General features: G+C 39.1%; 20 protein-coding genes and 1 pseudogene. 6 read left to right on the top strand and 15 right to left on the bottom strand.

Annotated elements, in window-relative coordinates; all coding sequences use genetic code 11:
* Positions 1-10 precede the first annotated feature (10 nt).
* From EDF66_RS03850 to EDF66_RS03840, 3 genes are all read right to left on the bottom strand, one after another.
* A complete protein-coding gene (locus EDF66_RS03850; RefSeq protein WP_132840747.1) occupies positions 11-1,987 on the bottom strand; it encodes a RagB/SusD family nutrient uptake outer membrane protein in 1,977 nt (658 codons plus the stop codon).
* Between the two features lie 18 nt (positions 1,988-2,005).
* Positions 2,006-5,203 carry a SusC/RagA family TonB-linked outer membrane protein gene (locus EDF66_RS03845; protein WP_132840745.1) on the bottom strand — a complete coding sequence of 1,066 codons (3,198 nt, stop codon included), beginning with the start codon at positions 5,201-5,203 and terminating at the stop codon, positions 2,006-2,008.
* A 246-nt stretch (positions 5,204-5,449) separates the two neighbouring features.
* Positions 5,450-8,014, bottom strand: a complete 2,565-nt coding sequence (locus EDF66_RS03840; protein ID WP_132840744.1) for a galactose oxidase — start codon at positions 8,012-8,014, stop codon at positions 5,450-5,452.
* 270 nt (positions 8,015-8,284) lie between these two features.
* On the opposite strand from EDF66_RS03840, the gene EDF66_RS03835 reads away from it, so the two are divergent.
* From EDF66_RS03835 to EDF66_RS03810, 6 genes are all read left to right on the top strand, one after another.
* A complete protein-coding gene (locus EDF66_RS03835) occupies positions 8,285-8,860 on the top strand; it encodes a Crp/Fnr family transcriptional regulator (RefSeq protein ID WP_132840743.1) in 576 nt (191 codons plus the stop codon).
* 73 nt (positions 8,861-8,933) lie between these two features.
* Positions 8,934-9,386 (top strand): carboxymuconolactone decarboxylase family protein, encoded by a 453-nt coding sequence (locus tag EDF66_RS03830; protein ID WP_132840741.1) that lies wholly within the window; start codon positions 8,934-8,936, stop codon positions 9,384-9,386.
* Positions 9,387-10,668: 1,282 nt separating this feature from the next.
* Positions 10,669-11,304: a TetR/AcrR family transcriptional regulator gene (locus tag EDF66_RS03825; RefSeq protein ID WP_132840740.1), complete on the top strand. Its 636-nt coding sequence runs from the start codon at positions 10,669-10,671 to the stop codon at positions 11,302-11,304.
* 168 nt (positions 11,305-11,472) lie between these two features.
* Positions 11,473-12,009, top strand: coding sequence for a hypothetical protein (locus EDF66_RS03820; RefSeq protein WP_132840739.1), 537 nt, complete (start codon positions 11,473-11,475; stop codon positions 12,007-12,009).
* A 25-nt stretch (positions 12,010-12,034) separates the two neighbouring features.
* Entirely contained in the window at positions 12,035-12,832 is a 798-nt protein-coding gene (locus tag EDF66_RS03815; RefSeq protein WP_132840737.1) for a hypothetical protein, read from the top strand.
* Positions 12,833-12,857: 25 nt separating this feature from the next.
* Positions 12,858-14,219, top strand: coding sequence for a hypothetical protein (locus EDF66_RS03810; protein WP_132840736.1), 1,362 nt, complete (start codon positions 12,858-12,860; stop codon positions 14,217-14,219).
* Here EDF66_RS03810 and EDF66_RS03805 read toward each other — a convergent pair.
* The 12 genes and pseudogenes from EDF66_RS03805 to EDF66_RS03750 form a co-directional block, all read right to left on the bottom strand.
* The gene (locus EDF66_RS03805; protein ID WP_132840735.1) at positions 14,216-17,038 is read right to left on the bottom strand and encodes a collagen binding domain-containing protein; all 2,823 of its coding nucleotides are present in this window, start codon (positions 17,036-17,038) and stop codon (positions 14,216-14,218) included. The genes EDF66_RS03810 and EDF66_RS03805 overlap by 4 nt on opposite strands.
* 89 nt (positions 17,039-17,127) lie before the next feature.
* The gene (locus tag EDF66_RS03800) at positions 17,128-17,745 is read right to left on the bottom strand and encodes a LuxR C-terminal-related transcriptional regulator (protein WP_132840733.1); all 618 of its coding nucleotides are present in this window, start codon (positions 17,743-17,745) and stop codon (positions 17,128-17,130) included.
* Between the two features lie 390 nt (positions 17,746-18,135).
* Positions 18,136-18,594, bottom strand: coding sequence for an urease accessory protein UreE (locus EDF66_RS03795; RefSeq protein ID WP_132840732.1), 459 nt, complete (start codon positions 18,592-18,594; stop codon positions 18,136-18,138).
* Positions 18,595-18,675: 81 nt separating this feature from the next.
* Positions 18,676-19,029, bottom strand: coding sequence for a hydrogenase maturation nickel metallochaperone HypA (locus EDF66_RS03790; RefSeq protein ID WP_132769587.1), 354 nt, complete (start codon positions 19,027-19,029; stop codon positions 18,676-18,678).
* The gene (locus tag EDF66_RS03785; RefSeq protein WP_132769589.1) at positions 19,022-19,975 is read right to left on the bottom strand and encodes an urease accessory protein UreD; all 954 of its coding nucleotides are present in this window, start codon (positions 19,973-19,975) and stop codon (positions 19,022-19,024) included. Before EDF66_RS03785 ends, EDF66_RS03790 begins: the two co-directional genes overlap by 8 nt.
* A gap of 7 nt (positions 19,976-19,982) precedes the next feature.
* Positions 19,983-20,597, bottom strand: coding sequence for an urease accessory protein UreG (ureG, locus tag EDF66_RS03780; protein WP_132840731.1), 615 nt, complete (start codon positions 20,595-20,597; stop codon positions 19,983-19,985).
* Positions 20,598-20,601: 4 nt separating this feature from the next.
* A complete protein-coding gene (locus EDF66_RS03775) occupies positions 20,602-21,288 on the bottom strand; it encodes an urease accessory protein UreF (RefSeq protein WP_132769593.1) in 687 nt (228 codons plus the stop codon).
* A 7-nt stretch (positions 21,289-21,295) separates the two neighbouring features.
* On the bottom strand, positions 21,296-21,781 hold the full coding sequence (locus EDF66_RS03770; protein ID WP_132840729.1) for an urease accessory protein UreE: 486 nt from the start codon (positions 21,779-21,781) through the stop codon (positions 21,296-21,298).
* A 14-nt stretch (positions 21,782-21,795) separates the two neighbouring features.
* Positions 21,796-23,646 (bottom strand): urease subunit alpha, encoded by a 1,851-nt coding sequence (ureC, locus tag EDF66_RS03765; RefSeq protein WP_132840728.1) that lies wholly within the window; start codon positions 23,644-23,646, stop codon positions 21,796-21,798.
* 77 nt (positions 23,647-23,723) lie between these two features.
* Positions 23,724-24,020: pseudogene (gene ureB / locus EDF66_RS03760) on the bottom strand (urease subunit beta); the annotation flags it as partial.
* Positions 24,021-24,038: 18 nt separating this feature from the next.
* The gene (gene ureA / locus EDF66_RS03755; protein WP_132769601.1) at positions 24,039-24,341 is read right to left on the bottom strand and encodes an urease subunit gamma; all 303 of its coding nucleotides are present in this window, start codon (positions 24,339-24,341) and stop codon (positions 24,039-24,041) included.
* Positions 24,342-24,456: 115 nt separating this feature from the next.
* Positions 24,457-25,659, bottom strand: coding sequence for a porin (locus EDF66_RS03750; RefSeq protein ID WP_132840727.1), 1,203 nt, complete (start codon positions 25,657-25,659; stop codon positions 24,457-24,459).
* Positions 25,660-25,756: the final 97 nt, after the last annotated feature.

The raw sequence follows: 25,756 nt of genomic DNA, 5'->3' as shown, positions 1-25,756 counted from the left end.
TGCTGTTGAATTAATAAATAGGATTTTGTGGATATAAATTTGGATTCTTGTTCAACTCCCCTCCTGGAATAGGTTCATAGTACCATTTTTTCTCAAAATTGAAGGTTTTATTCCAAGGTTCTTTTTCCTTGATGAAAATAAAAGAGTTGATTCGCTGGCCAGTAGGACTATACTTCAGCTCATCCAATACCAAATAAGGCATCAACGCATTAGGCACAAAGTTGTTTAATTCAACATCTGCAATACGCCATCTGCGTATATCCCACCAATGGTGGTTTTCAAAGCAAAGTTCACGTTCACGTTCTTCACGGATAAACTGCATATTGCCATCCAAAGGATAACCATATTTTCCCGAAAGATTAGCCGGAGCGCCGTTATATACATAAGGTTTTGCTCCTGCCCTTAAGCGAACCTGAGCAATATATTGGAAAGCTTCCTGCTTCAGAGATCCATCATTTTTGATCACTCCAAGTTCATAGGCTGCTTCTGCTTTATTCAACAAGATTTCTGCCAGCCTAAAAATCTTCCAAGGCTGTGTACTGTTGTACAATTTTACATCCTTAGTGGACATCTTGTAATTGATGTATTTCCGAATAAAGAAGCCCGTACGTGTATTATTAGCATGACCATCCTTCCACATACCATGTTCACCCGTAATATTAATCTTCGTACCATTATAATCGTACTGACTATTTTTAGGTCCACCCAAAATACGGTTTGACTCGCTGTTCACTGTTGCAGATCCAGATCCCATCTGTGCATCAGTAGCCTTTCCAGGAAAAGTTTTATAAAGTCCGCGTTGAATATCAAAACTACGACGTTCAGCACCTTCACGTAATTCCATACCTGAGAAATAAAAAGTAGCACGTTGTCTGGGTTCCAGTTCCGCATACAATTGTTTACGATCGGTATAACGGATCGGTTTTCCTGTTATGGCATCCGTTATCGGGAGTTCGTCAAACAGTTCAACAACATTCAACACCGGATATGCGGCCGACTCATTGTCACTCGAAAAAGTCGGGTTAGGTAAATGGGTTGCATCGTAACTATGCTTCAAGCGGTTGTTATGCGGTGCAGTAATGCTATATTCTTTGATAAAAATATCTTCGGGACTATCCAGATCCAGAAATAGATTCACATAATTAAGTTCCTTATCCTGCGGATTTTTATTATACAGACTGTATGGACCTCCCAGTACGATGGTAGAGGCATCATAAGACTGTTTAAAAAACCATTCGGCTTCCTCTTTTTTAATCCCTACCAACTCCTGATCTGTAGCATCTCCGGCTAGATTACCGTAACCGCTATATTTTGCGATGCTCCCTGCGTACAACATAGCACGGGAAAGTAACGAAGCCGCAACATATTTATTGGCTCTACCACGTTCACTAGTGGCGGCCATCTTCGTAATTGCCTGTTGAAGATCCTCATTTATAAAATGATAGACTTCACTTTCTTTATTCCGTTTTACTAAAAGCTGCGCTTTATCACCTGTAGGATCCTGCACTTCTGTAATAATGGGTATACCACCATAACGCTTTACCAGTGCAAAATAATAGAAAGCCCGCAGGAAATGTGCTTCTCCTAATATTTGATTATAGCCTTCTTCGCTAAAATTCGTTTGATATTTGGGCAATCCGGCGATCAAAGTATTAATGTTCCGAATACGGTCATAAGGCCAATAGCCGAAGCCCTGCGCACCTGCCACTCCCCAAAATTGTCCCGTCATCTCGCCGCTCATTGCAGCTAAAGTTTCAGAATTCTGCCAGTAATTGTCCCACCTGAATCCACGTTCTGGATGATAGACAAAATCTTCTATTGGTAGGAAGCTGTACATACCAGCAACATATTTTCGTGCTCCAGCCTCGTTTCCAAAAAGCGCATCCTCACCCAATACTCCTAGAGGATCTAGATCCATTTTCCTGCAAGATTGCATATTCGAGCACAGGAAAAGGCCAATGATTATTATAGCAATTGATTTTTTCATGTTTTGTTCGTTTTGAAATTAAAATTTAATGGATGCCCCGATATTGTAAGTTTTGTTAATGGGATACTTATACACATCAATCTCACCGGAAGAAGAGCCTCCTGCCGCACCTGGATGCTCTGGATCTGAATATTTCAGACCTGTCCAGGTAAAGAGGTTATAGGCACTTGCATAAATTCTAAAATTTTTGACTTTAATAGCCTGTAACCATTCTTTTGGAAAGGAATACCCCAGTTCCAAAGTTTTCAGACGGAGGTAAGAAGCATTTTGAACAGCACGCGTTCCTTCGGCCATGGGTGAACCTGTAGAAGGGTAATAACCTGAAGTCCATTGGGTGCGCGGATTAAAAAGATCTGCAGTACCATCTAAAGGTCTCCAACGATCCAAAAACTGTGTCAGTGCACCACCATCAAATTGCAATGGTCCAGCCAGTACTTCTGTGTACTGTACATACACTTTGGCAGCTCCCTGAAAATTCATAGCTACATCAAAACCGCGCCACGAACCACCCACATTAAAACCGTAATTAATTAAAGGCATATTATAAGTTGCAATAGGATGATTATCAGCATCATTGATCAAACCATCTCCGTTCCAGTCCTCATAATAATAATCTCCTGGCAGTGTACCACTAGTAACCAAAGTCGGGTGATTATAAATCTGATCATAGGAACCGAACTGCCCTGCATAATCTTTGCCCCACCAGATATCTTTATACCGATTTGAATTCCGGTTTCGCCAATTGTCGTAAGAATTGCCTGCTTTCGACTCTACGCGATCTACAAATTGACTTTTGGTCGAGGACACCTGAGCATTAATAAAATAATTGAATTCATTAATTTTATTGCGATGTGTCAATGCAATTTCGTACCCGAAAGTACGGTCGCTTTCTAAGTTTTCCTGAGGTAAGTTGGCTCCAACCGTTCCTGGAATAAGATCAAGACTTGTCGCCAATAATCCTGAACGGTTTCTGTTAAAATAATCAAACGTTACTCCCAGTTTACCATTCCACAGGTCCAGATCCAATCCCACATCTGCAGTCTTAGACGTATACCAGGTCAAGTTGGGATTTGGAATAGCTGTAGGTAAGGCTCCGTTAACAAGATTGCCACCAAAAATCCATCCCGTTTCATTAGGTTCAAGCGCATAACCGACGATAGTAGAAGGATAATTACCTGCCGAACGGTCATCTCCCAACTTACCATAGGAAGCCCTTATTTTCAGATTATTGATAAAATCATAATTGTTTTTAATAAAAGACTCCTCGCTCATCCGCCAGCCAACTGATGCGGCCGGAAAAAACCCCCATCTGGATTCTTTTGGAAATTTGGAAGAACCATCATATCGAAAACTAAATTCTGCCAAATACTTGCCCAAGTAATCATAATTAAACTTACCAACTAAACCACGTGCAGTCCGCTCTCCGATTCCCTCCATATTGGCCAATTGATTTTTGTCTTCTCCGGCAAATAAGTATTCCGAATTGACCATGATCTCACGCTGGGCATAAAAGCTATCCCATTTATTATATTCCTCCACAAATAGCAACAAGCCCGATACCTGATGTTTATCGACAAACTTTCGGTTATAATTCAGCGAGAATTGCATTAGTGAATGGGTATCGGGATAAGAACTTCTTCTTATCGTCGTAGGAGCATTCTTTTCATGTGTATTATATTTTTCAGGAGTAACAATCTGCCCATTTCCGTCATATACAGGCGGTGTATAGCTGTATAAGAAATATGATTTTTTAAAATCAGTATTATCGCTGTATTTAAAATCATAATTATAAGTAGCTTTTGCATTTAAACCATCAACAAAAGGGATCTTATAATCTAAGGAAAGAATACCATTAAATTGTTTTCTCAAAAACTTGCGGTATCCTGTTTGCTTGGAATCGGTTACAACAACTGGATTTTCGTTATCAATCATCTCAAAGTTGGGATACAACGGATTATCGTTGGCATAGATCGGTACAATAGGTCTTTGTCGCCATGCCTGTTTGTATACAGCCCAGATATCCGTTCTGGGTTGGTTTGTCTCGTCGGCATAGCCTCCAAGATCCAAAGAAACCTTTAATCTTTCCGTAATTTGGGCATCTATATTAGATCGGAAGTTCCAGCGGTTATAGTTGAGACTTTTACTTTTATAAGCCCCCATCTGATCCATATGACCAAGATTAAAAAAGTAATTGACCTTCTTTCCTCCTCCATTAACAGATAAATTATGTTGGTACTGAGGCGATACATGATCAAATGCAGCATCGACATAATTCGATGTTTTTTTGGTACCATTCCGATATGCCTCAAAATCCGATTCGCCAAAGATATTAGGCATTTTTACCGGGTAGTTACTATTGAAGTCACGGCCTATCTGTTCATTTTTAAGTTGCATATAGGCAAGAGCATCTACCGTATTGGGTACATAAAGGAACTTCTGCCAACCATGATTATAAGAATAATTGATTTCAAAATTGCCATCAGCATTACTTCCTCTGCGCGTGGTCACCAGTAGTACACCATTAGCTGAACGTACGCCATATACCGCTGCTGAAGCATCCTTTAACACAGAGACACTTTCGATTTCATTAGCATCCATACGCGACAGATAATCTTTATCGCGCGGGATTCCGTCCACGACGATCAACGGTTCACCCATACCACGGATATCAATATTAGATTCAAATGATCCTGGCTGGCTGGACTGTTGGCTAATGCGCACTCCCGGCAATTTACCTGCAAGCATATTGACCACATTCTCATTTTTAGTAACAGCAATTTCCTTGTTACTTACTGAGGAGATCGCCCCTGTCAGGGATGCTTTCTTTTGCGTTCCGTAACCGACAACGACAACATCATCAAGCATCGTATTGTCTTCATCGAGCAGTACTTCTAAAAGAGACTGCTGGCCAACAATAATTTCTGACTTCCGAAAGCCCACATAACTGATGATCAATTTGTCACCAGGTGAAGCATTAATCTTGAATTTTCCTTGAGCATCTGTTGAGGTGCTCTGGCCAGTCCGTACATCTGTAATCGAAGCACCAATGATAGGTTTTTCGTTTGAGCTCTGTACTTTACCATCAATAGATTTTTGCTGCGCAACTGATGCCATGGGCGATAGTAAAATAAGCGAGGAAAGTGCCCATTGCCAAGGGTATTTACGGAGCCTGCACCAAGGCGCCACATTTCCTCTAAAAATGAAGTTTGTTTTCATTAATTGGTTTTTAATTGGTTATAGAATGACTCATAATGGTGTATTCGAAGGGGTGGTCACTTGGAAAAGTAACCCATAGCAATTATTCCCTTAGGAAAAATCTAAGTGGTATTTTCGGTCTCATAATCTTGGTTATTAAATATGAGAACGAATATAGAATTGGAGGGTATAATAGAAGATTAACAGAACATTAACAACCGGCCAAAACAAACATTAACTCCTGTATATCAGCGCTATAAAATATTTTTATTTTATACTTTCTTTAAAGCTCTTTGGGTAAGGCTCCCCGTACATACGGGCATATACTTGGCAAAAGTTTTCATAACATTGCAGGGCAACGCTATAATATCCTAACTGAAGTAAAGAACGGCATTTAAAAATCATGGCCTCTTCATTGACTTCATCAAAATAAAAAATCTTGTTACAGATCTCGATAATTAACGAGGCGTTGTCCGAAATCTGGATATGTTCTATAATATTTCCTAAAGTGGTCAATACCTGAATAGAAATTTCACTTTTAAAGTGGTCAAGCCACTCGTAATCCACTTCAAACAAAAAGCCTCCTTTATCGATAATGTCAAGCAGCTCCCTGATCTCAGTTTCACTGAAAACTTTTTTATTTGATACGAGATGATTGAATCTTAAGTAATCGATATAAATGCTATCCAAAGGTTCAAGACACCAATAGCCACTTTTTTTGGAAACTTTAAAATCCCCTAGCAATTCCAGCAAACTATTCAATTTGGCAATATTGACTGATCTATTATTTCGGGCACTCGATTGTGTCTTATCTGACCAAAATAATTCAGTTAATTTTTCCGAACTGATCCCTCTTTCCCAACGGACAGTATACAGAATAAAAATCAGAAGCAATTCTTTTAGCAGTGGTGAAAACTTTTTTGTAATTTCTTTCCCATTCTGATCCAAAACCTGCAGATCTCCACCAAATAGATAAATACCAGCAGTATCCATTGTTTCATGCGGCTCGGATAGTGTAGCGGGAATAGATATGATTTCACCAGTCACAACGACTTTCTCTTCTTTTTCTGGGCTAACACTCGTATTACTTTTAACCCCTTTAGATATTTTTTTACGATATAAGAACCAAGACAATAGCAAGAGTGCTATTGTTGCCCCAAAAGCGAGTATGTAGTTTAATACGACAGATTTAGATGTTAAGGAGATTTGTGGTTCAAATGGCAAGGGTGGTGCCATAAGAGTATATACTGTAGCATTGGTCAGATCCGTCTTATCATCATACAGTAAAGTGACAGCCACAAAAGTTTTTGAATTTGGCGCAAAATAGAGATCTGCAAATGATCGGATATCGTGAAAAGGGAAAGCGATACTGTTTCCTAAAAATTGGCTTTGTGTTTTGTTCAAATTACTCGCGACCAATTGCAACTTAGACTTAAATCTAGAATTGGAGAATACTAATCCATAAAACAGCCCATTATGTTCATCAACCACCAAACTGTTTGCCCATACCATGTCTGCCAGGCTATTAGGGAACTCATAGCGCTTTATGATCTTTTTGTGCTGTAAATCTAGTTTTAAAAATTCATTGGAGACCCGTGGATTGAGCATCTGATTACCCGTTGAGCTCCCATATCCTCCAGCAAGATAAACTCCATCTTTATCTTGCCCCATACCAGCAAGATAATGTGGAAAAATCTCATCGCCACTTAAAGCTACACTATCCCACTGCTGACTTGGGACATGGTATCGGAGTACACTCGATTTATACTTAAAGTGACCATAACCTCCGATCATATAAATACTGCTGTCGCTTATATTATAACATTTATTGAACCACCAGTAATTTGTTCCAACCGCTGGATAGTCAAACTGTCTGTCCCAGCTTCGACTTATTGAATCATAGCTTGCTACAATTTTTTGATCCACCGAGATGTTAAGTACTTTTTTCCGAATAGGGTCAAAAAGAGATTGGCTCCCATTAACAAGTTGAAGTTTCCCATTGGTATATTCCTGAGAACGCAAATAGTCACTTCCGACCTTATTGACAATTAAACGATTAGTTCCAACAAAAAATAGTGTTTCCTCATCAGCATCAAAAGCGACACTCGCCTGTCCTTCTAATTTAAAAGAAGATTGCATCTTCCATTCGCTACGCAACTGTTTTATCCAGATTGGATTTAAGATTTCTGCAGGGTTTTTCGCATAAATATCCAGATTTTTTATACCGAAATACTCATCCAAAGGCCAATAAAACTTAGGTTTTGAATTGTCAGCTATCCGAATATCCTTTATACGCATGGGGGGTACATCCATCGTTTTGAAACTTTTCAGACTATTGGCGCCAAATGCCAGTTTGAACTGTGTCTTGATATTTCTTTTCAATTTATAAGGATAGGACTTACCTCCTACTTCAAAATTTAATTCTTTTTTATCCACATCTAGATCCAGTCGCATAGATGTCCATTTGTAGTATAAATCAAGGGGAGCAATATTAAATGAGATGGGTGTAAAATCCTCTCCAACCACTAGCTTAAAATGATTACCCTGATCAAGGCGCCTATCATAAATTAAATCTATATTCAGACCATCTTCAGTCATCAACCGAAAGATATATCCAAAATAATCTTGCTGAAATGGCAAAAAAGATAGGTCAAATGATACAGAAACTTTATGCTGAAAGGAAATATATTCTTTTGATCCAATAAGCAGACCTGTACGCTTATCAGCCTCCATATTATGACTGGAAAATTCCAAACCATACTGCGCCGATCCAATCTGATAGATCAGTATGAATAATAGAAATAGTAGAAAATGTTTTGATTTTCCTTTCACAATTTGGTTTATGCCTTATCTCAAAAATATAAAATTATAAATGAAATATAACAATATAAGACAAATTTGGCCAATTTGCTTCATCATTAATGTTATTGCTGTAACACAATTTCTTTAAGTCAAAAATCTCTTGTGTAGCATGGGTCGATGAGGACATTTATATGAAATCATCAAAAAAAGATATTTAATACAAAATAATGGTCGGTCAAATCGGGGAGCAAGAGTACATATTTAAATTCCTAACTTTAGTATAAAATATATAAGCATACCATGTCGGAGTTATTCAGAAAACATTTAGAAAAATTCGTCACGATTGATGATGAGACGTTTCATGAAATATTGAAGTATTTTAACACAAAACAGGTCGCCAAAAAAGAAAATTTACTGCAGGAAGGCCAAGTTTGCAAGTATCATTATTTTGTTGTTGATGGTTTACTCCGTAAATTTTTTATCAATGAAAAAGGTACCGAACAAACAACAGAATTTGCTATCGAAACCTGGTGGCTCACCGATAATATTGCATATGAGCATAAACAAACGACGTCCTGTTACATTCAAGCAGTAGAAAAAACGCAAGTGCTATATATAGATCAGGAAAGTCAAGAAAAACTTTTAGCTGCATTTCCGGTTATGGAACGCTATTTTCGATTTATCTATCAAAGAGCATATGCCGCCGCACAGTTGCGCGTACACTATCTTTTTTCATTATCTAAAGAGGAGTTTTATTTAAGTTTGGCACATAAACACCCTGAATTTGTACAAAGAGTACCTCAATATCTTATTGCCTCTTTTCTTGGTTTTACGCCAGAATATTTAAGTGAAATCCGGAAGAAAAGTGTTTCTTAAACCAGTTTAACTTTTTAAAATTTTACAATACCCATTTTTGTACTGTTAACAATAATTATTAAAAAATAAAACTATGCAAAATCGTATTAATATCGGTTCGGTAGAACCCAATGCATTAAAAGCAATGATGGGCCTTGAAACGTATATCGCTCAGGCTCCGATTTCAAAATCGCTAAAAGAACTTATTAAAATTCGTGCTTCTCAAATTAATGGATGTGCTTATTGCATCGATATGCACACCAAGGATGCGTTGAAAAACGGAGAAACAAACCAACGTATTTTTCTGATAAGTGCATGGCATGAAACACATGATATTTTTACCAAAGAGGAAAAGGTAGTGCTAAAAATTACAGAAGAAGTAACACTAATCCATAAAAACGGATTAACTGACGAAACCTACGACAAAGCTTTAAAGTTCTTTTCCGATAATCAGATCGCTCAAATCATCATGGCAGTTGTAGTGATTAATGCCTGGAACAGAATTGCAATCAGTGGCCATCTAAAAATCGAAGAAGCCCACGGATAAAGCTCTTTAAAAGAAACCGTATATTTTCTTATCTACGGTTTCTTTCCAACTCACTTACCTTCTCACCTACTAACATCTTAACTTGCTAACCTCTTAGTAAGTGACACAATAATCCAGCGACGTAGTAAATTGTTAAAACCTTCTCACCACATAAGTTTCTAACATTTAAACAAGTATACAGTCTCCTTCGACACACTTATTCACACATTTCAACACGTTTCCCACATTTTGTTAACAACACAGAAAGACAAAATGGAAATTTGCACTAAAACAACCTCAAAAAACCGCTTTCCACAGTTTTACTGACAATATGTGGAGAAAGTAATTAACATTGTTAGTTCAGTAATGTTAATTAACAAAAATTCAATTTCTATCAACAAGATATGCACTTATGAACATAAAACGCAGATAAAAGACGAGATTCAAACTATTTACACCGAACACCAAACTTCAATTTATTGAGTTATCAACATGTTATCCACACATTAGCGATATCTAATTACTGAAAAATTTGAATTCGTCAAAAATATGCGCAAATAACACTAAAATCGAACATTGTGCATATTATGTGGAAAAAGTAATCCACACCTATTCAACATCCAACTCCATTCACACAAAAACAACTATTAGTCACAATATGTGGATATCTTGGCATTTATCATTTACAATTAAAGGCTCTAAAAATTATTTATCACCTGTATCGCACAATTTTTCCACTTATATTAACATGTTATCCACATTTTATAAACATCCTTTATAAAATAAAAATAACGGTATTCAAAAAAGTGAAAATTAGGGGTCAATTAACCATTTTGTGAACAGCATGTGGAAAAAGTAATTAACATGACTAAATAGTGTATTCTCCCCAGCTTTAAGATGTATAAAATTTAAAAAAGAAATTTTCAACTAATAGCAACGTATACCCGATATAAGGTTAGTATAATCCAAAATAAAATCGAATGCATTTTTTTTAAAGCATGATGATCGGGATAAAATAAGCGATCACCAAAAAAACAGATCGGTAAAAAGAATTTATTGTGCTTATGGATCGGGGTCGACAATCAAAATTATCTCAAATAAAGGATAATTCTGATTGAATTACAATAATTTTTAAAAACATCAAGATTCATGTTGCCACATATAAACCGCCTTATTTGAGCCTATAGACGCTTTTACGAGAATTTAAACGCTTTAAGTCAAAAAAAATTATCCATTGGTTAACTTTTCTACAGATAAAATACTTATATTGCATAGCTATATGATGATGACCTAAGATATTTCAATGGCTAGAAAAACTTACCAAGGAGAAAAAAACAACAAAAGTAGAACGATGAATAAGCTGATTCAAGCTGTTGGAATTGTTCTTAAACAAAAAGGATATACTGGATTAACGGTCAGCAATATTACGGCCGAAGCTGGTGTAGATAGAAAACTCGTCTCTGTTTATTTTGGTTCCGTAAACAATCTCATTGAAACCTATATTAAAGGTAAAAACTATTGGGATACTATTAACGAAAGTGCGATAAACCTCTTAACTACTGCTCCCGAAACAAGTACACGCCTCATTCTTGAAAATCTACTATTGACGCAACTTGAACATTTCACGAACGACGACGAAATGCAAAAAATTGTGCTCTGGCAGATTAGTGAAAATACAGAGCTCATGGCTCACGTGACAGCAAACAGAGAGGAAATTTACCCCTTGCTTTTTCCCAAAGCTGATCAGGAACTCAAAGATCAACATGTAGATCTAAGAGCGATTTCCAGTATCTTGGTTGCCGGTATTTATTATCTTGTTCTGCATACCAAAACAACTAATAGCACATTTTGCGAAATAGACCTTACAACAGACCAAGGAATGGGAAGAATTAAAACGACAATTAAAAAAATTTTAGAAGATACCTATAGCATAGTTTAGCGTGGCCAAGACACGAAGTGACGGAGCAGAACCCTAACCTACTCTCGCTCTAACGACCTAACAGTATCACGTTCTTTATAACATCATTATGTGACTTCATTACATTGGATATACCTCTCATAATCACTAATTTTAATCAGTGTTAAGCATATAATAATTATGAGAATTATGAAAAAGAACCTAATATTATCTTTATTTGCCCTGGTCGCACTATGTCTGGGACAACAAGCCAAAGCTCAAGTAAGTACAGCGCCCGTAACGGTCAACATTGATTTGCAGGCAGCCGTCCTGTCCATTGCTTTAGATGCAGCACCTACGGTCAATTTTGTTTATGGAACAGCAGCAGAATATACGGCTTCCAAAACAGTTACAAAACCTGGACATCTCACGGTGATCAGCAACAAACCATACGAAATTGCCGTTAGTGCAGATGGGTTATTTACTTCTTCCAACTCAACCAATACTACAAACCTTCCTGCGCTAGGAATAGTCGGAATCAATATTGATCCTGCAACACTACATGGGGGTTCTCCTACACCTGTAACAGCATTAACGCAGGTAGATCAAGTGCTGGTGTCGGGCGCAGTTGCAGAAATAAATGCGGCATACAATGTAAATTATACCATTACAAACCCAAGCTCATTAATTTCTTTACCTTTGGAGGTTTATACAACAACGGTAACGTATACCGCAACACAATTGTAAACAATAGCACACTTTATCTTAATCTGTGAAATTTTATTTAACGCTAGTTTTTCTATACTTAAATACCCTGACCTACGCTCAGGGTATTTCTGTTTCGCCTTCTCGTATTTTTTTTAAAGGAGAGGCTGGGCAAACAGTCAGTCAAACCATTTCCTTTAGCAATACCTCAACATCCGAATTCTATTTCGTAGCAAATATGAAAGACTGGGATCGTGATTCCGTAGGTGTTAAAAAATATTACCCTATAGGTCAGTGCAAGCAATCCAATGCCTCATGGTTATTACTCTCGGAAAACTCTGTCCGGTTAGCGCCGGGCGAAACTAAAAATGTGAACCTCAATATGACCATTCCGAATGACGGCACCTCACTTGTATTAACCAATAGCATGCTATTTTTCACGCAGGTGAAGGAACAGAAAGGCGAACTTCAAAAAGGCGTAAATATGAACGTCCTCCTTGAAATGGGTATACAGATTTATCATGTCCCTACTGGATTGTCAACTGGAGATTTGGAATTTTTAGCTTTTGAAGATAAAGGCCTCACCACACAGGAAACGGGCATTAGCATCCGGAAAATGCTTGTCAAAGTGAAAAACACGGGTCAGATCAATAAAGATGCCTATGTTCGTTTCGAGCTGACCAATATTGAAACTGGGGAAGAAGTCCCGGTCAAATCAATTGCAATAGCAATGTTGCCCGAGGCAGAACAATGGATTCAACTGGATTTACCAGCAACACTCAAAGGACGCTACCTCGCTGTAGCTATCCTAGATGCCGGAACTCAATATGACTTGAAAATTGCAGAAAAAGAAATTACATATTAAGAGCGCCCTCACACTAGCAGTAAGCTTGTACACTATACATGTACAGGCTCAAATCAATGTGAATCTACCAGCAGCAAATATCACCGCAAGAACAGATTATCAACAAAATTTCACATCCGGTACCTATACATCTGCACTCGGCCTATTACCTACAATCGGTGTCAAGTCCAATACCGCTAATTTCAGTAATACGCTTGGAGGTAATGGTCCTGCTCCACTCAATTTGGCACATATCAAGCTGGTCTCTATTAATAATCTCACGGTTCTTGGTACTTTTACAGAAATTGCACTTTCCACGACCAATCAAAATATATTTGCAGCAGTTGCCAGTGTTGCTTCTGGCACTGTCCTCAACAACTTACGATTGGCTACAGCTGGCTTCACTTGGGTAGCAGGAACATATACTGCTGAACTATTTTTTTTAGCTCCCGGTCTTTTAGGACTAGGGAATGTGATTACTCCAGCAACCCATACGATGAATATTATTGTTCCTTCTTTCATAACGCCACTAACCACAGCAGGAACGACCAGCATCTTAGTTAACAATTTGAGTTTTTATCGTACACCCGCAGGTATTAGTGCAAGTAAAGCCCTTAGTCTTACAAACACCGTAAATTATAGACCAAGTTTACAGACAGGTAATTCAAATTTCAGTTTTAGCACCACATTGCCTTACAACAGCCTGCCGGTCACTCCTGTTTCTTCAGTGGCAGCTACTTTAACAGCCGTCGCTACAGCTACCCCTATAACACTATCAACCACAGCTCAGGGATTGACTCCTGTTGCCGGACTTGCAGTACCCACGAATAATTCCCAAACACTGAATTACGCGTTTTCAATCGATGCGACAAAACTTAAAGCGGGATTTTTACAGGCAGGAACCTATTCAGTACCGATCACTTACACCTGGAACAAGCCAACTGCTACCTATCCTACAGGAACTTTACAAGCGCAAGCTGTCGGCAGTTTGGAGGTTGTGGTCAGCGATCTAAGTGAAATAATAGCCAACCAATCAACAGTTAACTTAACCTTTTCAACAGCTGGTCATTACCAAAATGGAGTTAACCAAGATATGTCAGCACACTTAAAATTAAGTAAAACTACGCCTTATAACGTGTATGTAAGAGCCACTTCGGCTAACTTTGCCTCTGGAGTTAATAGCGTTCCACTAAATGTCATGCGGATAGGACCGATGCCAGGTCAAACCGGTATGCAGACAGTAACCTTGTCTGCCACCGCGCAACAGCTTATTAATGGAGCTGACCCTGTAATCGACAGATCCTTAAATATCAGATACAGCATTCCTGCATCAGAAACTTCAAAATTGCTCAACAAACCGGCAGGAACATATACAACGAATATCATCTTTAGTTTTGTGGCTCCTTAAAAACGCTTAATACCCACTTTTCTACGTTCATCTTTATAATTAAAATCTTGGAGATAAACGGTTCCTTTTTCACTTAGATCAATTTCCTGATTCGGATTTTCAATCGAAAAGGGCATACCTGCCGTCGGTATTGTTACCTTGTAATTCCCTAATGGCAGGAAAAAGGTAAAGTTGCCATCAGCATCACTCAATGTCGTGAACGTATTACTTTCCTTATCGACTGCATTAATCCGAATACCGGATAGCTCCGGATTTGTTTGCAGGTATTTACCTGCTATAGGCTTAATCCTACCTTTTAAAATTCGTGTTTTCACCAAAGGAATAGCTAGCCTCTGATTTTTTGTTAGAACAATACTAATCGGTCCCTGAGCTACCCAGCCTTGATTATTTTCAACAAGGACAGCATATGAACCCTTAGCCATATTTAAAAATTTCACCCGTCCTTTTCCATCGGTACTCGCTACATCTTCGGCAATTTTAACCACAACTGCTTCAGGAGTTGCTTCATCAGGATCTTTAACGCCATTTTTATTCTTGTCGTCAAAAAAAGACAACTGCAACATATGTCCTTTCGCACTATTAAATTTGGAAAATTTCTTTTCAATACCTACTCGAAACTGTCGGTTATTAAACGATATGGTTTCTACAGCATTTGCCTCAGATAGATAATTGAGAGGAAGGCGGTTGCGCATAAAATTATAAAAGATGTCAGCAGTGAGACTCCAGTTCCCTTTTAAATGCCATTTGGCATTTCCGTTAACCGATAAATTATTACTTCGGGAAAATCCATAATAGCTGTACATACCCGCTACCTGTGCCTGCAGCGTTCCCTTAAAACTATTGATCTGCATATTGGGTCCAAAAGAATAAATTCTAAAATTTGCATCCGATGCCGTAGCAAGCAAATCGTTTAAGTAGTAAGGATTTATTTGGATATAGGTATTAAAACCGATAAACCGATATCCATAGGTACCCGTCACACGTAACGAATGAAAGGGAGAAAGCGGCTTATTGGAAGTATTCTTATACGTATAGCCATAATCTGTGCGCAGGGAAAAGCGATGTCCCGTACTAAAAAAATTGATATCGCCGATTCCTCTAATGGCATTTGATTTCCAATTTGCAGGACCGATACCTGGAATTCCAAAGCCTTGATAATCCACTTCCTGAAAAATAAAATAAGGCCTAAAATCCAGTTGAAATTTGCCCAGACCAGTATGATAACCAAGCTCATAAATCTGGATCCGACTAGGATTATTAATGTAATAATCTTTATACCTTTCCTGAAATTTGGGATTATTATCCAGATAACTGATCCGGGCAGCGATACTTTGATTATTTTCTAACACCTTACTGATCCGGGTATCACTCTGTATTAAACCCCTCCGCAAACCTGTATAATAGGGAGAGCTGTAATAATTCATACTCGTTATCTGATACTGTTCTGTGCTATAGTTATAATTAATGCCCATGGCAAAAGCATGCTTGCTTCCATTATAATCTGTACGCTCCATACTGTACCCCCCTTCCAGCCCCAATTGTTGCTGTGCATTGAACCGGACTGAAGTCTTTCCGCTTACCTGATCGCTCTTGATCTCACGATAACTGTGTTCACGATGTAAATAGGTGAGGTAACTTTCCTGATTATCCTCCGATCGAACAGCATAATTAGCTCCGATAATTTTCGCGCCAGGAATCAAATTCTGCAGCTGACTGAATAGCATATAATTATTTTCGACTCCGTAGAGACTGATCGAGCGATTTTTACTAAATTTATAACTCGCTTTAATTCCTCTTCCACTAATCGTCTGATCCAGATTTTCATAAATATTCCCGACTTTAACGCCCCAGTCTTTGTCTTGATAATCGATATAGGTGTCATAAGCATTTAACGCCTTTTGTTCCTGATAATAATCGACATTCAGTCTGTAGTTCAGGTTTTTGTTTTCTTCGAGCTCCAGATCTCCATAAGCTTGGAACTGATAAATAGAATTTCCCTGTCCCAAACTGAGGTACTGCAAGGCGACCGTATTGTTATTAAAATCATTTTCAAGATTGTTAATAGCTCCAAACCGCTTAACACTTCCAACCCGCATAATTCGGACACGACTAGCCGCTAAGATTCGACCCTCTTCATCAATCCCTTGCATGACAAAGTCAAAATCCTGAAAACTACTTTTATACCGCATAGTAGCCGTTAAAGGAAGTAGTGTCTGCCCCCCGGGCTGTAAGGTAACCTGCATAACGTCTCCGGTAATGGTAAAGCCTTGAGGATAGCCTGAAAAAAGAAGCTTAAATGTAATCGGTACAAGTCCAAAATTTGATGCCTGCACGAGCAATTGTACCTGATTGGTGGAAAGATCCAAATAATATGCTGGCTGTTCCGTTTGTAACACAAGTGTTTTTTCATCATTCAATTTGATGAAAAAAGATACCGGTTTGGGTAAACGGATGGATTGATCATCACTAGAAAAACTGATTGAAAAAGATTGATGATTGTTTTTTAAGGTATTCCGATCACCCATATACTTTAATGGGTAGCTTTTTTGCTCCCGAGCTTGTAATATGATTCGCTGCGGCAGCTTTATTAATCCCGATAAAGACATCGTCTCAACAGCTGAAGGGATCAGTTCGATGATTTTATCCGTTAAATTATGGAGACTGATTTTATTAGAAAATGTCCGACCTCCTGTTACGCTTACTGTATCCTGATCAAAGCTTATGGCCACATCAGCAACCTGTTGACTTTTCGCTTCGGATAAGAAAACACATGAGCAACACATCAGAAACAAGAAACTCCACAGACATTTTATGCGCATATCAGGAAATTCAAATTATAACAAAAATCAGTCTTAATTCGGTCAGTGAGAAATATATAAAGTCACATCTTCATGTTACGAAATAATCTCTACATCGACAATTGCGCAATCAGTTCGCCTTTACTGTTGATATTTAATTTTCGATATACACGTTTGATATAAATACGTACCGTATCTAATGATATTTTATATTCTTCAGCAATCAGCTTATAACTCAATCCTTCAACGATACCATTGGCTACCTGAAGCTCACGCGCCGTGAGCAGATCTTCGTATTTTTTTGAACTAAAAGCCTGGTTGATCAGTGCCCTATTGATTGTAGGACTGATAAAAGAACCTTGATTAAGCGTAATAAGTATGGCATGCACAAGATCCTGCATACACGTATCCTTCAGCAAATAACTGACGGCTCCATTTCGAAAACATTTACGAACAATTTTTACATCCGATAGATTAGTCAATATGATCACCTCAGACATTGGAAAAAGCTTTTTTACTTTTTCCATGATCAAGGTATCTTGGTGTTCAATATCGAGCAGCAACACATCAGGAACTGGAGATTTCTCCTCCCGGGTTAAATTGCAGTATTCCAAATCAAAAAGAATTGTTATAGGAATAGCGGTGCCCCCCAACGTGTGTGTCACAAGAATACGCTTAATAGCCTCTCGAGTATGTGCGTTGTTATCAATAATTCCCACTTTAATCATAATACAGTTGTACTTAAAATTTAGGTGATCTGTTTATAAAAATATTCAAAACTTAAACTTGTTATTGAACATCTATACTATTGATTAAAGATAACTTTTTATAAGGATAAAATAGTTCATTTTTTTCAATATTAAGTATAAATACTGCTGTCATATCAGTATTTCCGCAAACTAATTCTTCAGAAATAAAGAATTACTTAACTTATATTCAGCAAATATCAATCATTTGCCTGAGCAACAAATGAAAACTTTAAGCAGAAAGAATCTTAACTATTAACTTTCTATTTTCCAACCTCACATAAAGTGACCTGATACGAAAGTAACGGCTGGGGCTGGTAAGCGGAGGGAGAGCTTAACATCATGTAGATAGCAGTTAGGCCATTTGACCTTCTAACTTAATAACCATGATGCGCCAAACGCCTGTAAAGCAGAGGCTGGTGAAAGTGTGCGCGTTTCTATAACAACATTGTTGCCATATTGCCCTTTTAATGCTGGATAGAGCTGTCCATCATACGCAAGTGCTAGCCCATCATCAAACCAAAATAGAGGTAAATGCCGATTGCCAACATCAAAACAAAAATGACCGATAGCATTAAGATCTGTAGATTTAAGAACGATACAAGCACATGGTTTGATATATATCTGTATGGCGACCTCTGGAGAAGAATACACAAACTCTCCATCATCAAGAGCAGTACCGCCTGTCCGATGGAGGCGCACAAATCGGCCATCCCTTGTCTCACGACTCAAAACAGTCTTGTTGACTTCATACCAGTCAATCGCCAGTAGGTCTATGACCAAAGGATCAATTTCAGATGGAGTGATTAAATTTCTTTCGATAACAAGCATATCATATCGGATAAACAGATCGCAATTTTTAAGATTTTTCCCTTAATCAAGACAGCCATCTGTTTTTTATATCATTGATTTTTAATGACCAGTTTTATTATTAAACAGCACCTTACTGATGCGCAGTTCCTCCCCCTGTATAATCTGGTCAGAGGGCTGTCCACAAGTACATACAAACCGGTGATAATGTACTTCAAAATTCATTGCACATACTTTGCAGTAAGCAATGATGGGTAATAATTTCACCTCGAGCTCCAGATCCTGAAACAACGCTTCATCAAGCACGTAGGCTTCAAAAGCATTCTGAATCAGGATAGGCTGAATATTACATAACAATCCAGCCTCTATCTCCACTTTGATAATATCTTGCATCCGCCCCGGATAAGCTTCCTCCAAGGTGCTAAAGATATCCCTTACGATCGATAGCTCATGCATCCACAACCTCCTTTTTTTTCGTCTTAGGACGAGCCTTAACCGCATTCGTTTTTTTAAGAGCAGGTCGTTTTTTCACCTCTTTAACAACCGGTACTGGAGCAACTTCCTTAGTACTTTCCTCAAGTTGATCTTCAGCAATACCTGCAAGTCTAGACTCTTCCTTGATATGTTGTGTAAAATCCCAGCACAATTGTCCGAGCATACCCATAAAATCGTAAAGCAGCTCGCCATCATTTCCTAAAGCCCGCAACATGACAATATCATCCGCAGCTTTTGTGAAACCGTACGTAATATCACTGTAATCCAAAGTCATAATTTCATCCAGCTCTTCCTTCAGTTCTTTCGCAAATAGGGCTGAAAAAATAAAAGTTGCCTGATGCGTATATCCTTCAAAGAATAACAGGCCTGTTATCGGTTGTTTTGCAGGTGACAGGAACTGGTTGTCCATCAGGATCAGCTTGTTGTTGCGGTATATCTTCGTCGTACTGTGTAGGCTGTTGAACAAAAAAGCCTCATTCATGTGTATACGCCCAGCACCGACAACATCCGCCCAGATCAAAACTGCATTACCTTCAAGATAGACACTGTTTTCATTTTTAAATATCGAATCCTTAAAAGGAGTAACTGGATGTGGAATATAATGAAAGACCGCGTCGTGTGCGATACGTGCAACAGTTGTCTGTCGGGCTCCGCGTTTCATCGGATGAAGTTTATTGAAAGACTGTGTAAAAAGCTTCAATTGCGTGTCAGCTTTCATATTGATCTCAATATCCAAAGTATCATCATCCATAATACCGGGAGAAGCACTCATGATAATCATTTCCAGATGCTCCTGTAGCTTTGGGGCACCATAATGTGTGAGCTTATAAGGAGCATTGTGACAGCTTTCTTTCAATACACTATAGGTTCCCTCTTTAGCTACGTTTAGCTGAATTACACTTTCCATCTTATTCTTATTGCTCTAACAATGCATATTTTTTCAACCAGCCTTTTACATCTTCCAATCCTTCCAAGGTCATGAGATTTGTAAAAATAAAAGGTCTTTCGCCACGCATGCGTAAGGTATCCTGACGCATCACTTCCAGATCGGCATGTACATAAGGAGCCAGATCGATTTTATTAATGATCAATAAGTCGGAACGTGTAATACCCGGACCGCCTTTACGGGGCATCTTTTCTCCTTCACCTACATCGATGACGAAAATACTGACATCAGCAAGATCTGGGCTAAAAGTAGAAGTCAGATTATCGCCTCCACTCTCCACAAAGATCAGTTCTGTATCCGGAAAACGGGTGGCCAGTTCCTCCACTGCTTCAATATTCATCGATGCATCTTCACGGATCGCGGTATGCGGACAACCGCCTGTTTCCACTCCGATAATACGTTCTGCCGGAAGAGCCGAATTTTTTTGAAGAAATTGCGCATCTTCACGCGTATAGATGTCATTTGTCACAACACATATGCTGTAATCAGTAGACATCGATCTTACCAGTCGTTCAATCAAGGCAGTTTTACCAGACCCTACAGGTCCGCCTACGCCTACCTTGACGTAGTTTCTTGTTTCCATATGATTATGAAATATAAATTCGTGTATATAATTTTTCGTGCTGCATACAGCGTATATCTTGCGCCACGCAGCAATTACCGATAAGCCCCTCATCCATATTCGGTTGCTCAGCAACCAAGCGGTTAATTAAAGGCTGAAGTTTAAAAAGAATCTGTTGTGCATCCATCTGACTGATCGGAACAAGTTTCGCACAGTTGGTCATCATGCCGTTAAGTGCATTATAGTAAAATGCACTGAGCGCATCCTGATAGCTTATTTTTAATGCATGCGCATACATGGCGAATGCTAACGCATAATGACCATGCAGCTCATTGCTGCTGATCGACTGCAGGTAATTAGAACAGCGTTTTACAGGATGTAGTTTTTCCGTCAATTTCAAAAAGCGAATTCCAAGTTTCTTACTGGCTTCCCTTATTTCATAAGGCGCTTTTAGCACCGTAACCAGTTCATCAAGCGCTGCGATTTTCTGCTTAGAAGCACGCTTCACGCAGAGTGTCCAGGCCTTTGAAAAAAAAGCGGCGTCATTATAATAAAAATTATGCTCCAACATGGTTCTTGCATATTCTTCGGCAGATTTGCTATCCTTTACAATATCTTTTGTAATGTAGGTTTCCAATCCATATGAATGCGTAAATCCTCCAATAGGAAATACCGAGTCATTGATCTGCAACAGCGTTAATAATGGATTCATATGCATGTTATAGTCCTAGTTTTATTTTCATTTTTCCTGAAGTATACTGATGGATCACCAGAGTACTCGTTTTTTCTATCACCCGCGTTTCGATCGTCGGCTCTAGCCCCCTACGGCAGAGCAGATCAAACAAAGGTTTTTCAAATGCTGTTATGACTTCTTGCCGATCGTTGATAAAAACGGGAACATGTCGATTTCCGATTTCAAAACAAGCGTAGGCCATCTGCTTTGGGCCATTTGCTCGAAATACAAGACAAGAACAGGGCAATATCTTGACCGCAATACAAAAACCAGCCTTTTCATCACGGTAGAGTACATCACCATCCGACAGTTGCCGGGAGGATAAATTTTTGAAACCGATTTCACGTCCCCCTACTGTAATTGCCCGAATGATTTTTTTTGTGGTGTCGAACCATTCCAACTGAAGGAAGTCCACCTCCAGTTGGAAGGATCCGCTAGCGATATTGCCCAAGATTGTTCTTGCCAGTAGCATAAATCCGATTTTCTTTAAAATAAGAAGAAACGTTGTGCCATTGGCACTTCATGTAGAGGTTCGCAGATGGCCAAAACACCATCTACCGACACTTCGTAAGTTTCTGGATTCACCTCGATATTTGGTGTTGCATCATTATGCACCATATCTTTTTTACGTACTGTACGGCAACCTTCTACCGGTAGACTCACACGTGACAAGTTTAATTTCTTGATGTTGCCATTTTCCAAAGAAACTTTGGAAACAAAGTTGAAACACAACTTCTGTAATGCTTTACCGTGCACTCCAAACATCGGGCGGTATAAAACGGGTTGCGGTGTAGGGATAGACGCATTGATATCACCCATTTTAGCACCCACAATCATACCCCCTTTAATGATCATTTCTGGCTTCACACCAAACATTGCAGGTTTCCATAATATCAAATCGGCAATCTTACCCGGTTCAACAGAACCGATGTATTGATCGATACCATGCGCTTTAGCAGGATTGATCGTATATTTAGAAACGTAACGCTTCACACGGAAGTTATCATTGTCTTTTCCTTTATCTTCCGCTAATGCACCACGCTGAATTTTCATCTTGTGTGCCGTCTGGAAAGTACGTGAAATTACCTCACCTACACGTCCCATCGCCTGGCTATCTGAACTCATAATCGAGAACACACCCATATCCTGCAAAATATCTTCAGCCGCAATACTCTGTGGACGGATACGTGAATCGGCAAACGCCACATCTTCCTTCACGTTTTTATCCAAGTGATGACAAACCATCAACATATCCAAATGTTCTTCTACCGTATTTACTGTAAAAGGTTTTGTTGGATTGGTCGATGCTGGTAAAATATTAGGATACATCGCAATTTTGATGATATCCGGCGCGTGACCACCGCCCGCTCCTTCCGTGTGGAACGTATGGATCACACGGCCATCAATAGCCGCAACTGTATCTTCTAAGAATCCCGCCTCGTTCAGCGTATCCGTATGGATGGCAACTTGCACATCGTATTTATCCGCAACAGTAAGCGCGGCATCAATTGTCGCTGGAGTAGCACCCCAATCTTCGTGGATTTTCACCCCCAGTGCACCCGCTTCAATTTGCTCAATAATAGGTCCAGTAGTCGATATATTACCTTTACCAAAAAAACCTACGTTGATCGGCAAGTTTTCAAAAGCTTCAAACATACGCTCCATATACCATTTACCAGAAGTCACCGTGGTTGCATTGGTACCATCAGCAGGACCGGTTCCACCACCAATAAAAGTGGTGACACCACTATAAAGTGCTGTTTCTACCTGTTGTGGTGAAATAAAGTGGATGTGTGTATCAATACCACCTGCAGTTAAGATATGTCCCGCACCTCCATGCACCTCGGTAGACCCGCCGATCACCATGCCTTTGGTAATACCATCCTGCACATCCGGGTTACCCGCTTTACCTATACCCACGATCTTACCGTCTTTAATACCGATATCACCTTTCACAATACCCCAGTGATCGATGATAATTACATTGGTGATACAGAAATCCAGTACATCTTCATCGCGCATCGCACGGGCAGATTGGCCCATACCATCACGGATTGTTTTACCGCCACCAAATTTATTTTCTTCACCATAAACACCAAAATCTTTCTCGATTTCAATGAAAAGCTCTGTATCTGCCAAACGGACCTTATCGCCCGTCGTTGGGCCAAATAATGCAGCATATTTATCACGAGGGATATAAAGCTCCCCATCTATATACTTAACCGACGATTTATCTAAACCCAGTTTATCTAAACCAAGAGCGTCAAGTCCTACAATCGAACCTAAAGTACCCATTCCGACTACTTTAATCCACTCTCTTCTATTCCAACCTGCCATAACTATTTCGAATCTTTAAATTCCAATTTTTTCGCTTTCTCCAGTGCGGCTTTCTTAACCTTTGGATCGGTATATTTACCGTTGGTCAAGCCATTAAACCCGTGGATCTCTTTATTACCTCCCATTTCGACCAAGATCACTTTCTTTTGTTCTCCGGGCTCAAAACGTACCGCTGTACTCGCAGGGATATTTAAACGCATTCCAAAACTTTCCTCACGGTCAAAAGACAACATTTTATTCACTTCAAAAAAATGATAATGAGAGCCAACCTGAATCGGGCGGTCACCTACATTTTTCACGGTAACACTTGTCGTTTTATAGCCGACATTCGCTTTTATTTCTCCTTTTTTAAGGATATATTCTCCTGGTATCATATCGTATACGCTATTAAATTAACGGATTGGGTTGTGAACCGTAACCAATTTCGTTCCGTCCGGAAAGGTTACTTCAATTTGTACATCGTGAATCATTTCCGGAACACCTTCCATCACCTGGGAACGCTTCAATAATGTCGTACCATACTGCATCAGTGATGCCACAGACTTACCGTCACGTGCTTCTTCCATAATCTGTCCGCTGATGTAAGCGATACATTCCGGATAGTTTAATTTTACCCCTCTTTTTAATCGCTTGGCAGCAAGTTCCCCTGCCAAGTGGAGCAAGAGCTTCTCTGTTTCTCTCGGTGTTAAATGCATATTGATTGATTTAAATTCAAAGCTTTTTATTAATAAAAACATCTTGGATATGTTCAATTACAGTAAGCATAGCATTACCTATCACCTGAACCCACCCTATCGATGTGTAAAAAATTTATAGTGCCGGTATCGTAAAATAAGTTCCTAATGTAAGGCGGTTAAACTGTTGTTGAGCGCGATCAAACTGACGATCAAAAGACACCGTATTGCCGACGTAACCCAGATAAAACCGTAAATCCTGTTTTTTAAACGGTTTATGCTGTAAAGCCGCAAAATAGGTCCAGTTTTGACGGAAATTAGCATCAATGTTTGCATCCTTATCCATTCCAGCTGTTTCATATGCTCCTTTCAGAGCAAGCTCCCATTTATCCGTAAGCATTCTATCGTAACGGACCACAATAGACTTGTAAGTCACATCCTGAGCCAGTACACGATCGGAATTCGTACGCGCATAAAAGTCATTCATCGCAGCAGATGCGATCAAAGCATGATCTACCGCCAGATAACTATACTGCAGATCCACATACAGCATGTCTTTATCTGTTTTAAATTTATTAGCCAAAGAGATCCCGTGATTGGTTTTATTTTGAGCAAACTGCGAAATATTATAAGACCACTTTGTACTGATCTTTTTATTCCAGAACGATCCGATCCAGGTAGCATAAGCCCCAATTGGTGTCTTAGACGCTTTCAAGTCACCCATTGCATAACCGTTTTTGGTATGCAGATCCACAAAACTGTCGTTGATTGTATTATAAACCTGCACGTTTAGCGAGTGGTCAGCATTAAGCTCATAAGAAAGCGTTCCCCCTACCACAAAAAGATTAAGAATACGGTCCACATAATCCGTGAACATAAATTCATAGATCGGATTATTTTCAAACTCGTAACTTCCGACCAAAGCACTTTGCTTTCCGGCAGTAATAGACCATTTATCATCCTTTCCAAATTTATATTTGATGTAAGCCATATCCAATGCCCGCGAAGCATTGTCCTGACTTGTAGGTGTAAACGGACGGTTTAAACGAAAACGAACACGATAAGAGAGTTGGTCATTATAATCACCGTGAAGCAAAATACGGGCTTCATCCAAATTAACTTTATTACTGCGCTCATTGTCGCCCATGGACTCAATATTTAATCCTGCGCGTAAAAGCACATCCAGTTTAAAAAGATCTGCACGGGCAGGTTCCTTGCTTTTCAAGGAGTCAGCCTCTTGTTCTATAAGCAATGCCGCAGGCCTCTCCTGTGCTGTGACCAGTAACAAGATAGCAGGGAAAAAAAATAACGTCGTCGCGATTAATGCTTTTATGTTCATGAGAATAACTTGTTTTTCAATAACAATGAAGATGTATGAGCATATGAAATGCTGCAGGATAACAGCGTACTCATGACATGTTCATTATCTGTACATT

The organism is Sphingobacterium sp. JUb20, assembly GCF_004342035.1.
Taxonomy (GTDB): domain Bacteria; phylum Bacteroidota; class Bacteroidia; order Sphingobacteriales; family Sphingobacteriaceae; genus Sphingobacterium; species Sphingobacterium anhuiense.
Note: the sequence above shows the minus strand (reverse complement) of the source record. Positions and strands in the feature narration are given on the sequence as shown.